Below are 12551 nucleotides of genomic sequence, written 5' to 3' on the forward strand. Positions count from 1 at the left end.
ATTTAGGTTATTATAGACCAACAGTCCAACCTTGAGCCCATGATGGAGTTGCAGTTCCGTTTCCGGCACCTGTAGCAGTTGTAGATTCTGTATAGATAGCAGATACGTCTACTGTTGTACCGTCTGTGTTTTTACCTACAGACTTTGTAGTAATGTTGTCAAATCTAACGTTGGTAGCTTTTAATGTACCGTTAGCTACATATCCAATGCTTTCGTTGTGTTGAACGTCGAATCCTGTAACGAAATTGCTCAATACCAGGTTGTCAAATTGACCTTTAGTACCTACTCTTAGTTTCAAAGCCTGAGATTCGCTTCCTTGAGCACCAAGTCCAATAAGTGTAAGGTTTTTGATGTTTGGATTAGCAATTGGAGTTGCAAGGTGATTGTTAGAGTTGTTATCAGCTTCGATACCTCTGTTTCCTCTTCCAAGACCTAATTTTCCATACCAGTTTTCGTTAGTTCCGTTCCAACCTTCAGTCCAGTCGAAAGAATCGTCTTCATTTGAAGTAGAGATCAAATATTTAGTGTTTACTGTACCTCCGAAAAACTCAATGCCGTCGTCAGCACCTTCGTGTACTTGTACATACTCGATAGTTGTTCCGCTACCAACACCAAATAATGAAAGTCCATTGAATTCTTTTTCACTGTTATAAGCATATCCTGAATACTCAATTCTTAAGTATCTGATTGATCCTGAATTGTCGTTAGCCAATGTGCCACCGTATGTCAAATCTGAAACCTCTGCAGATGCTGTAGCACCTTTGTTGATTGGAGCTTTACCACAGATTACCAAACCTCCCCATTTTCCTGGAGATTTTACAGAACTTGTCATCACTACAGGATTAGTAGCAGTACCGTTTACGAAAATTTGGCCTCCTTGTGCAACAGCAATATATCTGATGTCTTCTGTTGAATTGTCAGGTCTTGCTGTAGCTTCAATAATAGCTCCAGGCTCGATTGTTAATTTAGCTCCGTTTGCAACAACTAATTTACCGCTCAATTTATAAGTAACACCTGTTTTTAGTACTACTTCTCCATCATTAATTGTTCCTTTGAAATTGTTAGCATCAAGAACGAAAGTTGAAGAAGGTCCGTTGTTGTTTCCATCATCACTTGAACATGATGTTAATACAGCTGCAGATGCAAGAAGTGCCATGCTGAAAGCTTTAAAAAGAGATTTTTTCATTTGTGTTGTTTTTTATTAATTTTCTAATGCAAAAGTGGAGATTAGGCTTTAGTTTGCGGTTAAAAGAATGTGATGATATCGTTATATTAGTTTTTATTATTTGTAAATAAAACGTTATCAACTCAAAGCAAATGTTAACTGAAAAACAGTGGCTGCAAACAAAGAAAAATGGCCGCGTCAGCAGCCATTTTTAGATTCTTAAATAATATTTTTTTTAGAACTGATAGGTCAATCCAAGGTTTAAACCAACACCTTTTTTATAGGAAAGAACCGTAATGTCTTCTGTTCTGTTTTCCTGAACTCTTTTAACTTTTGGGTCCAAGATGTTTCTGGCCGTAAAGTTGATTCCGAGACTTTTGTTCAGTTTGGTTTTTAATATAAAATCAAGAGAACCAATTGCTTTGTCAACCAGATTTCCTTTAGTTTCTACTCCCAATGCATAAAGACGGTCAGAAGAATAGGCATATGCTAATGTTGCCATAATACTGGAATCACTCTTGTCCCATTCTTTGATATAGGTAAGATCTGCGTTCATCAATAAATCAGCGGCACCTGTGAAGCTGTCTTTTGAACTTGTAAGGTTGATGTTATAGCTTGTTTCTTTTCTTACTTTTTCTGAATCAAGATCCTGGCTTGTTTTCATGTAAGAAGCATTAAAGCCGGCAGAAAGTTTGCTTCTGTTTGCCGAGTCAACTTCAAAAACATTCTTTCTGATTTCAAATTCTGCTCCAACCACATATCCGGTGTCTCCTGTGTTAAGGAAAGAAATATCGTTAGTTGAAGAAGCCAGGGTGATTTCGTTGATTGGGTCAAGAATGTATTTACCAAAAGCACCTACAGAAATGATTTCTTCATTTTTTGGAAAAAATTCCCATTTTAAATCCACATTATAGTTTTGAGAAGGATAAAGATCCGGGTTACCTACTTTAATTTCTGTTACATCTTCATAAACAAAAAGAGCTCTTTCCTTAAATTGAGGCAATGTGTAAGTCTTACTTGCTCCAAAACGCAGGTTTTGCTTGTCATTTAGCTCATATTTCAATACGATGCTTGGCAAGATTTCGTTTTTGTCAAAAGTGTTGCTTCTTCCTGAATTGTCCAATTGAGTTCTCCAGAAAACTTTCTGATACACTTTCTCAGCTCTCACTCCAATTAAGGATGTCAGTTTTTCTGAAAGCTTATATTCTAAGTTGAAATAACCGGCATGGATTTTTTGGTCACCTGTGTAGATTTGTGGCGTTAGTCCGCTGAACGCCTCAATTTGAAAAGCACCATTGTTGTAGGCTGTCTGATTAAAGAAAGCATCAAGATTGTAAGGATCTACAACAGTATTCATCTGGTCTGTTGCAATTCTGAAGTTAAACTGAATTGCATCGAAGTCTCTCTTTTTGAATCTTCCGCTATATCCTACAGTCAATTTGCCTTTTGGGTCACCATCTTCGGTTTTTCCGAATTTATAATCGGCAGAAACATTGGCTGCCAATTCATCTTCTGTCAGATTCTGGAAATATCTGTGGTTGTCTGTTGTTGTGTTTACGCCTAATACATAACCGTTAAAATCATTAATATACTTTAAAGTGTTTTGCGTTCTGTCTGGCATTTCACTCTTAATTCTGTTGAATGAAGTTCCCCAGTTTAAGTCAATTTTGTCAGTGATTTTATGGGTTCCCAATAATTGATTAATCATCAATTTGTTCTGAGTATAGGTTCCTCTGCGGATAAAACCATTGTCATCTTCTGCAAGGTCACGAATAAAACCTCTGTATTCATCATTTACTTGCGAAGAAGAGTTAACAAACAGGAAGTTATAATTGATTTTGTGGTCAGGATTTATACGGTAAGCCGCATTAAACATTCCTGTTGTATTGGTGTTATAAGAATAGGTTTTCTGGTCGAAAGATTTTAGCTTAGCTCCTTGGGCGCTGACACTTTGGTTAATTCCTTCTCTATAACTAAAACCATTAGCAAATCCTGCAGTTGCAAACAGACTTAGACGGCCTTCGTTTCCAATGTCGAATGATTTACCGGCCTTGAAGTTGGCATTTCCTCCATAGGGCGCTTCTTTTTCGGGAATCAGGCTGTTTTTAAAACTGTATGAGCCCAATGGGTTGTTTGGAAGGTCAGCATTCGAATATCCGAGCCTATTTGGTCCCTGCTGTAATATGAAATTATCCTGTTTGATGGCATTGGTGTTTACAACAGAACCTAATTCTATTTCAAAAAGACCATTACCTTTGAAATCTTTAGAAATAATATCTACGTTACCACCTGCAAAATCTCCAAAAATTCTAGGATTGTATACTTTGTCAATTGAAATATATTCTACAATATCAGTAGAAAAAAGATTCAAAGCGATGTTCTTTTTTTCCGGATCATTTGATGGAATAGGCAAACCATTCATTGATGTAGAATTGTAACGGTCACCTAAACCTCTGACAAAAATATTACCTGTACCTTCTTGTTTTGAAATTCCGGTAACTTTAGTAACTGCACCGGCCGCATCACTTACTCCTTTTCTTGAAAGTTCCTGTGCACCGATGTTTTGCTTGATTTCAACTGCTTTTTGCTGTTCCATTAAAAGAGCAGTTTCTTTTTGTCTGCTCTGTACGGATTCAATCACTACGTCTTCCAGTGTAACGCTTCCGGAACTTAATGCCTTATTTATTGTTTTTGTTTCTCCGGCCTTAATCGTTACGGTTTCTTCCTGTGACTCATAACCCAAAAAGGCAAAAACCAGCACATGAGTTCCCGGCTTTACAGTTAAAGTATATTTCCCATCCATATCTGTTTGGGCTGCTGTGGTCGTTCCTTTAACTGTGACTGTTGCAAATGGCAACGTTTCGTTATTCAAATCCTTATCAGTAATTACTCCTGAAATCGTACTTTTGCTTTGTGCAAAACCAAGAGTGCTAAGCAATAAAGTAATGAATAATAATTTAATTTTCATTTGTGTGTTGTTTAAATTTGCGCAAAGGAACGGTCGTTTTGTAAAGCTGATGTTAGCAGCCTGTTACTTTTAAGTTTCAGGAACTTTACTAAATTGTTACGATATTAAATTACGGTTAACACATATAATCCTTTTGTTTTATATTTACATTTACAACCGCTAAACGCAAATTTTTTCCTAAAGATGAAAAAGAAAGACATTAAGATTTTATTGGTTGACGATGAGCAGGATATCCTGGAAATTGTAGGGTATAATCTTTCACAGGAAGGCTATCAGATTGTAACGGCCAGCAACGGGAAAGAGGCTATACTTAAAGCCAAAAAGGAGTTGCCGCACCTGATTATTATGGATGTGATGATGCCGGAAATGGATGGAATGGAAGCCTGTGAAAATATCAGAAAGCTGCCTGAACTGAGCAACGTAATCATTACTTTCCTGACAGCAAGAAGTGAAGACTATTCACAGGTTGCCGGGTTAGATGCCGGAGCAGATGACTATATTGCAAAACCTATCAAGCCAAAATTACTGGTGAGTAAAGTAAAATCATTGTTAAGAAGGCTAAAAGAGGAAGAGCAGAATTCGGAAACCTTAAATGTAGGTGGTATCGAAATCAACAGAGAAGAATATAAGATTATCCAGGACGGAAAAGAAATCATATTGCCAAGAAAAGAATTTGAACTTTTCTATTTGTTAGCGTCAAAACCTGGAAAAGTATTCAAGAGAGAGGAAATTCTGGATAAGGTTTGGGGCAACGAAGTTATCGTTGGCGGAAGAACAATTGATGTCCATATCCGTAAGTTAAGAGAGAAAATCGGAGAAGAATTATTCAAAACCATTAAAGGAGTTGGCTATAAATTAGAAGTTTAATGTCCGTAAGTTTCAAGAGAACATACCGTTTTGCGGTAAAATCATCGCTGTATATTACTTTTTTCGCAACCGGAATGGTGGGAATACTGACCAGCGTGTTTTTTACTTTCTCTTGGAAATTCTGTCTCATTTTTGCCTTGGGCATTGCCATTTTTTCTTTCTTCGTTTTACAATACCGCGTAGAAAGATTTATTTACAGAAGAGTGAAAAAAATCTATGATGATGTTTCGCTTCTTGAATCTACTAATTTCAGGTCACAGCCAATAACTACCGATATGGCTACGCTGACCAAACAGGTGAAAAAATTTGCCACCGATAAAAAACTCGAAATCGAAACCCTGAAAGTCCGTGAAGAATACCGAAGAGAATTTATCGGGAATGTTTCACATGAATTAAAAACGCCTTTGTTTACTGTTCAGGGATATCTTTCAACGCTTTTGGATGGCGGAATGAAAGACAAAACCATTCGTAAAAAATACCTTCAGCGTGCCGAGAAAGGAGTCGAAAGGCTAATCTATATCGTGCAGGATTTGGATATGATTACCAAACTGGAAGCCGGTGAATTGAATTTAGTGAACACGCGATTTGATATTTTGGAAGTCATCCAGAATGTTTTCGATTTGCTGGAAATGAAAGCATCGGAGAAAAACATATTACTCATGTTCGATTTGAAATATGTGAAACCTATTTATGTATATGGCGACAAGGAAAAAATACAACAGGTAGTTACCAACCTTGTCGTCAATTCTATAAAATACGGTAAGGAAGACGGTACTACAGAAGTCAGTGTGGAAGACCTTGTCAACAATAAAGTCATTGTGCGTATTATGGATAATGGCGACGGTATTGAAAAACAGCACATCCCAAGACTTTTTGAGCGTTTTTACAGAATTGACAAAAGTGGTGCGAGAAGCGAAGGTGGCTCAGGTTTGGGACTTTCTATCGTAAAGCATATTATTGAGGCCCACGACGAAAAAATCTATGTCGAGAGCCAGGTAGGCAAAGGTTCAGAATTCTCATTTACCCTCGAAAAGACAAAATAACTTATTCCAGGTTATTGCAGTCCCGAAATTTTTTAATCCTTTAAACAGGTCGATTTCCAGAAGATTTTCAATCTTGAAATCCTCTTGTCTGGCAAAAGGAACCAATCCTTCCTTCTTTAGTTTTTTGGCAAGATATTCCTGTTCATATTGTCCGGGAGTTGGGATAAAAAAAGCTTTTTTGCCAAGCTGTGCGAGGTCCATAATTGTAGTGTAACCGGAACGGCACAGTACAATTTCACTTTCGTTGAAGGTGTTCTCTAACTCTTCCGTATTCATAAAGTTATAATAAGTCACATTGCCTGCTTGTTCAATTTTTTGCTCAGGCTCAATTTTTCCTTTAATAAAAACTACTTTCCCTTTGAATTGTCCCATTTCCTGGGTTAGTTGGGCTTCCAGCATGCCGCGTTGCGGTTCAGGGCCGGATAGTATAACCATCAGGTCGTATTTCTTGTCTGTAGGCTTTCTGTGGAGCCGGCTTAAAGGACCAATGTATTTTATATTCTCTTCCGGATTCTCAAGATGGCCTAATTTTCCGGAAAGATTGGGTTTGGTTTCAACATCCGGAATCCAGCACTGGTTGAATTTTTTAATGATATGCTGATGTACCTTGCTGGAAATCCATGTCGTATTTCCCGTCAATACATTAAGCTGGTGTGTAATAAAAACAGAAGGTATTTTTTTGGAATACACCCCAAGCCTGTTGTCTGAAATGATTCCGGCAATATCATATTCATCAATCCATTGGCGGATAGTCTTTTTCTCCTGGAGAATGGCCTCAATCATTTTTGGAGAATTCTTAATCATTTTCCATTTAAAAAAAGCACCGTTCTTAGCATATTCAATGTGGTAAGATGGCAGTTCGAGGCTTTGCAGATGTGGAAACTCTTTTTGGAGCATTTGCAGCGCTACTCCATCCGAAGCTATAATCGGAATATAACCGTTATTTTCAAGAGCTTCTATAATAGGAATGCATCTTGTGGCATGGCCCAGGCCCCAATTCAATGGAGCCACTAATATTTTTTTTGAAGACATGGCTTTTCGGTCCTGCTGTTAAAAGTTTAAAAATGGTCAATACTGTCTGGCTTCTGTTTTGGTAATTTTTTACCTTCTTAATTTCCTTAATCGGCAAAAAAGAACGAATTGTGATTGATAATAAAAGCCCGAATACTAGCTTCAAATCCCGAATTAAATTTCAGGCAAGATAAAAGTAATTCAGTTCATATATATTTCCTTAATTTTACCAAAATTTTAAATTAAGCCGTGGGAAGTAAAAATAAGCTAAAACGATTTAAAGAGAACGCCACTTTTGGTAATGTTTTTCAGCCAACCAGAGAAGAAGTAGTGGGTGGCGAATTTCCTTTGAAAGGAAAATGGAATACCTCTTTTTTTAAAAATGATAATCCGCTTGTTCTGGAATTAGGTTGCGGAAAGGGAGAATATTCCGTTGGATTGGCCGAAAAATATCCGAATAAAAACTTTATTGGAATCGATATCAAAGGAGCCCGTTTTTGGAGAGGTGCTAAGACTGCTGTGGAAGACGGAATGCAAAATGTGGCTTTTGTAAGGACGCAGATTGAATTAATTGACCATATTTTTGGAGAAAATGAAGTAGATGAAATCTGGATTACATTCCCGGATCCGCAAATCAAATACAAGAGAACAAAGCACAGGATGACCAATTCGCAATTCCTGCAGCTTTATAAAAAAATATTAAAGCCGGATGGAATCGTAAATCTGAAAACGGATAGTGAGTTCATGCACGGTTATACGCTTGGATTATTACATGGAGAAGGACATGAGGTTTTGTATTCGAATCATAACGTCTATAAAAACGAAGGCAGTCCGGAAGTGGTGACAAGCATCCAGACATTTTATGAGAAACAATATTTGGAAATTAATAAGGCAATTACCTATATTAGATTTAAAATAAAATAATATGGCAATTGCAATGGCGCTGTTGTGGGGGATTTTGCTATCCGCTGTTGGAATTGCTCTTCCGGGGCTGATAAACATGACGGCTGCTAAAATAAGCGTTCGTGATGGACGTACACGTGCTGTTTATTTTGCTGTGGGTGCCACAGTTGTTGTATTTTTTCAGACCTATATAGCCGTTGCATTTGCGAAATTTATAAACAGCAGACCGGATATTATTTACCTGCTTCAGGAAATAGGTCTGGTTTTGTTCGCATTGCTTACTATTTATTTTTTCTTTATTGCAAAAAAGCCAAAACTTAAAGAAGAAGATAGCAAAATAAGAACAAAAACAGGAAGGTTTTTCCTCGGAATGCTGTTGTCCGCCTTAAATTTTTTCCCAATACCGTATTATGTCTTTGTCAGTATTACTCTGGCGAATAACGGGTACTTGCAATTCACACCTACATTGATTTGGATGTTTGTACTTGGAGTTGTTGTAGGTTCCTTCTCAATTTTTTATATCTATATCGTTTTTTTTAAAAAAATAGAGCACAAGACCAATTGGATGATGGAAAATATGAATTACTTTTTAGGCTCGGTTACGGGGCTGGTTGCCATCATCAATCTGATCAAGATTTTTAGGAATTAAATTTTTTCAGAAATGAAAGAAGAAAATTTTTTCCAAAGAGTGTATGAAGTCGCAAAACAAATTCCTTACGGAAGGGTTACTTCCTATGGCGCAATTGCAAAATATCTGGCTTCTTCAGGATCAGCGAGAATGGTGGGTTGGGCAATGAATGCCTCTCATAATAATGAGGATATTCCGGCACATAGGGTGGTGAACCGTGTTGGGCTTTTATCAGGAAAACATCACTTTGATGGTACCAACCTGATGCAGCAGCTTTTGGAAAATGAAGGCATTGAAGTTGTAGATAATCAAGTTGTGGATTTCGAAAAACATTTCTGGGATCCGGCAATTGAATTAAGATAAGAAAAAGGCGGGAAATTTCCCGCCTTTGTATTTTAAGATTCGTCGTTATTCTGCAACAGGAATTTATAAGCAAATCCGGCAAGAATCGCTCCCAGAATAGGAGCCGCCCAGAACAGCCATAATTGTGAAATATATTCACCTCCGGCAAAAAGAGCCTGAGAAGTTGATCTGGCCGGGTTTACAGAAGTATTCGTAATTGGAATACTGATAAGGTGAATAAGGGTGAGTCCAAGCCCGATTGCAACTCCGGCAAATTTTCCGTTTGCAAATCTATCCGTAGCGCCAAGAATAATAATCAGAAAGAAAAAGGTTAGGAGAAGCTCTGCTATGAAAGCGGCTTCTAATGAATAGCCTTCAGGAGACAGGCTTCCAAAACCATTTGCTGCAAAAGCACCCGCTTTTGTTGCATCAATTGAAAAACCTTCTTTCCCGGAAGCAATTAAATATAAGACCGCTGCGGCTGCTATTCCTCCTGCTACTTGTGAAAGAATGTATGGCACCAGTTCTTTTCCTGAAAATCGGCCACCGGCCCAAAGACCAAATGAAACAGCCGGATTAAAATGTCCTCCAGAGATATGCCCAACAGCATAAGCCATTGTCAGTACTGTAAGTCCGAAAGCCAAAGCGACTCCGGCAAAACCAATTCCCAGATTTGGAATTCCCGCAGCATATAAAGCACTTCCGCATCCTCCAAAAACCAGCCAAAACGTTCCAAAAAACTCAGCAAATAATTTTCTCATAAGTATAAATTATTAAGTCAATTAACACAAATTTATGATAAAAAACAAAGTATTGTTAATTATTTTGAATTATTTGATTAAATTGTCGTAATAATTCTACAATAAACAAATTGTAAAGCTGGTCCGCCCATTATCATTACTATGGCTCAGGTAGCCGCCATGCGCCTCGATTATATTTTTTGATAACGTAAGACCAATACCTGCGCCTTCTTTGCGTGTTGTGAAAAAAGGGAGGAAAATTTTCTCTTCAATAGCCGGATCGACACCCGTTCCGGAATCGCATATCGTAATAAAAGTCCGGCCATTTTTTTCTTCAGAAACAATTTCAATTTCCTTTTTTTCTTTGTCTTCCAAAGCATAAATGCTGTTTGTTAGCAAGTTGATAAGAACCTGCTCGATTTGAAGCTTGTCGGCCTTAATTCGCCTGTTTGATTCAATTGTATTTTTTACGATAATATTTCCTTTCTTGAAAAGTGGCGCCATAACCTCTAAGGTGTTTTCAAGCAAAGGTTTTAGTTCTACTACTTCCTTGTCTGGTGTTGGAAGCATGGCGAGTTTACGATAGCTTTCTACAAAATTCTGAAGATGGTCACTTCTGTGAATAATGGTCGTAACGCTCTGTCTGATATCTTCTAAATCTTCCCTAGACAAAGATTCCTGTTGCATCAGTTCATTCAGGTTTTGTGTAAGAGAGCGGATAGGAGTGATGGAATTCATCAACTCATGTGAAATGACTTTCATCAGGTTAATCCAGGCTTCTTTTTCTTTTTTCTCAATCACCTTTTGTATGGAATCAAGCAATATAATATAATACTCTCTATCGAAAGTTTTTGTTTTGGAAGCTTGAAGGATGAAGGTTTGCGAAGCCTGTTTGCTTATGCTGATTTGTAATGAGGTCTTGATTTCCTGAAAACTCCTTTCTTCAATAATGGCACAAAGCGAAGGCAACTGATTTTTTAAATAGTGCCATTTTGAAACTTTTGGTACCTGAAAATGATTCGAGAAATAATCATTCATCAAAAAAATGCTCCAGTCTTCGTGTTCTTTTTCTAAAATCAATACTCCTGTTTCTATATTATTCAGGATAGAGCGATAAACCAAATCTTTAGACACCTGTTCGTTTTGTTTTACTTTCAGATTATCATAAAGTTTAAAAAGCGTTTTATAATTTTCAAAAGAAGCATGTTTTGAAAAATCGGCAGAAAAGTCATTGTTTAAAATAGCCTGTATTGTCTTGTCATAGAATAAAAATATATTTCTTATGGCAGAAAACAATTCCAATATAAGGATGAGAACCACCAAAAGCAGAAAGATTGAAGTATAAAACAGCCCTTTCTGAAATAAGAAAAAACAAATGGTGATACCTGCCAGGATAGCGCAGAATCGCAATAATAGTGCTGTATTTCTATTCGGAGCCATTCAGATTGTCGATTTTATATTTTTCCATTCTTCTGTATAATGAGGCCCTGGAAAGGCCAAGCTCTTCGGCAGATTTGCTGATATTGAAATTGTTCTTTTGCAGTACTTTTTCAATGGCAGATTTTTCAACATCAGAAAGTTGAACGTCATCGTTGCTTTCTGTTTTGGAAATAACATCCAAATCAAGGTCGGAAACCGTAATCGTATTGTTTTCGCATAGGATAACAGCGCGTTCGATGCGGTTTTCCATTTCGCGTATATTTCCATTCCAGGAATGCCTTTCCATTTGTGCCAATGCGTTGTTGTCGAAAATAATTTCACTACGATCGTATTTTTCAATTATCCTGGCAAGCAGGAAATTGGCTAATGGAACAATATCGTCTTTTTGTTCGCGAAGCGGTGGCAGTGTGATTTCCATCGTATTGATCCTGTAGTAAAGGTCTTCCCTGAAATTCTTTTGGCTGACTTCCTGTTTGAGATCCATGTTGGTAGCCGTGATTATTCGGACGTCCAATTGTCTGGGTTTTGCTTCGCCCAAACGTGTCACCGATTTGTTTTGTATGACCTGCAGTAATTTTGCCTGCAATTGCAAAGGAACATTTCCTATTTCATCCAAAAAGATGGTTCCTTTTTGGGCCAGTTCGAATCTTCCGGGCGTATCATTTTTGGCATCGGTAAAAGCGCCTTTGGCATAACCAAAAAGTTCGCTTTCGAAAATATTATCGTTTAAGGAACCCAGGTCCACGTGAACAAAAGGATGAGTATTTCGGTTGGAATTTTGGTGGATATGATTCGCCAATACATACTTCCCTGTTCCGTTTTCACCTAAAATTAAAACGTTGGCATCTGTTTTTGCTACTTTTTCCGCAAGGGAATACGCTTTCTGTATACCTGAAGAACTTCCAATAAAAAAGGTGTCTTTTTTAGGGGCTTTTGCTGTTTTTTTCTTTTCTTTCCGGTTTTCTTCAACGGCAGCCTTTACGACCTCCAACAGTTTTTCATTGTCCCATGGTTTCAGAATATAGTCGAAAGCACCGGCTTTAAGACCTTCAACGGCCGTTTCTACCTTTCCAAAAGCAGTCATCAGAATTACTGTGGTCTGTGGTGAAAAAGTTTTGATTTCCTTTAAAAGATAAATTCCTTCCCTTCCGTCTTCAAAGCCTATTCTGTAATTCATGTCCAAAAGAATGACGTCAATTTGATTTTGGGACAGCGTATCCAATATGTTTTTAGGATTATTCAGCGTATAAATGGTTTCGAAATGCTTCTTGAGGACCATCCTCGAAGCAAATAAGATGTCTTCCTGGTCATCAATCACTAAAATTGTGGCTTGTGTTTTTTTCATCGACTGTTCGTTTTTGGACAAATAGTGTTCATTATCGGACACTTGAGATTTTGTTTAAAAATGAAAAGCCTTATAATATAAGGTTTTGTAATTTTTAAA

At 37.5% G+C, this 12551-nt stretch carries 11 protein-coding genes; 5 read left to right on the forward strand and 6 right to left on the reverse strand.

From position 1 onward, the window contains the following. Positions 1-10: 10 nt before the first annotated feature. Together ASG38_RS13355 and ASG38_RS13360 are read right to left on the reverse strand one after the other, a co-directional pair. Positions 11-1186 carry a hypothetical protein gene (locus ASG38_RS13355; protein ID WP_056071936.1) on the reverse strand — a complete coding sequence of 392 codons (1176 nt, stop codon included), beginning with the start codon at positions 1184-1186 and terminating at the stop codon, positions 11-13. A gap of 214 nt (positions 1187-1400) precedes the next feature. Beyond that, positions 1401-4133, reverse strand: a complete 2733-nt coding sequence (locus tag ASG38_RS13360; RefSeq protein ID WP_056071939.1) for a TonB-dependent receptor — start codon at positions 4131-4133, stop codon at positions 1401-1403. Positions 4134-4316: 183 nt separating this feature from the next. Between ASG38_RS13360 and ASG38_RS13365 the strand changes: the two genes are divergently transcribed. Beyond that, a complete protein-coding gene (locus ASG38_RS13365) occupies positions 4317-5000 on the forward strand; it encodes a response regulator transcription factor (RefSeq protein ID WP_056071942.1) in 684 nt (227 codons plus the stop codon). After that, complete coding sequence (locus ASG38_RS13370; protein WP_056071946.1) at positions 5000-6043, forward strand: cell wall metabolism sensor histidine kinase WalK; 1044 nt, start codon at positions 5000-5002, stop codon at positions 6041-6043. Before ASG38_RS13365 ends, ASG38_RS13370 begins: the two co-directional genes overlap by 1 nt. Here the strand turns inward: ASG38_RS13370 and ASG38_RS13375 are convergent. After that, positions 6017-7075, reverse strand: a complete 1059-nt coding sequence (locus tag ASG38_RS13375) for a glycosyltransferase (protein WP_056071949.1) — start codon at positions 7073-7075, stop codon at positions 6017-6019. The genes ASG38_RS13370 and ASG38_RS13375 overlap by 27 nt on opposite strands. 228 nt (positions 7076-7303) lie before the next feature. Between ASG38_RS13375 and trmB the strand changes: the two genes are divergently transcribed. From trmB to ASG38_RS13390, 3 genes are read left to right on the forward strand one after another with little or no spacing between them, the layout of a single operon-like run. Continuing rightward, entirely contained in the window at positions 7304-7978 is a 675-nt protein-coding gene (gene trmB / locus ASG38_RS13380; RefSeq protein ID WP_056071952.1) for a tRNA (guanosine(46)-N7)-methyltransferase TrmB, read from the forward strand. Position 7979: 1 nt separating this feature from the next. Continuing rightward, on the forward strand, positions 7980-8606 hold the full coding sequence (locus ASG38_RS13385) for a LysE family transporter (protein WP_056071955.1): 627 nt from the start codon (positions 7980-7982) through the stop codon (positions 8604-8606). Positions 8607-8618: 12 nt separating this feature from the next. Next, entirely contained in the window at positions 8619-8948 is a 330-nt protein-coding gene (locus ASG38_RS13390; protein WP_056071957.1) for an MGMT family protein, read from the forward strand. Between the two features lie 32 nt (positions 8949-8980). Here the strand turns inward: ASG38_RS13390 and aqpZ are convergent, their stop codons facing one another. The 3 genes from aqpZ to ASG38_RS13405 all read right to left on the reverse strand — a co-directional run bounded on the left by aqpZ (position 8981) and on the right by ASG38_RS13405 (position 12452). Continuing rightward, positions 8981-9688, reverse strand: a complete 708-nt coding sequence (gene aqpZ / locus ASG38_RS13395) for an aquaporin Z (protein ID WP_056071958.1) — start codon at positions 9686-9688, stop codon at positions 8981-8983. A gap of 96 nt (positions 9689-9784) precedes the next feature. After that, positions 9785-11107: a PAS domain-containing sensor histidine kinase gene (locus ASG38_RS13400; RefSeq protein ID WP_056071960.1), complete on the reverse strand. Its 1323-nt coding sequence runs from the start codon at positions 11105-11107 to the stop codon at positions 9785-9787. Next, complete coding sequence (locus ASG38_RS13405) at positions 11094-12452, reverse strand: sigma-54 dependent transcriptional regulator (RefSeq protein WP_056071963.1); 1359 nt, start codon at positions 12450-12452, stop codon at positions 11094-11096. Before ASG38_RS13405 ends, ASG38_RS13400 begins: the two co-directional genes overlap by 14 nt. Between the last annotated feature and the right edge of the window lie 99 nt (positions 12453-12551).

Source organism: Flavobacterium sp. Leaf359 (genome assembly GCF_001423985.1).
In the GTDB taxonomy this organism is placed as follows: Bacteria; Bacteroidota; Bacteroidia; order Flavobacteriales; family Flavobacteriaceae; genus Flavobacterium; species Flavobacterium lindanitolerans.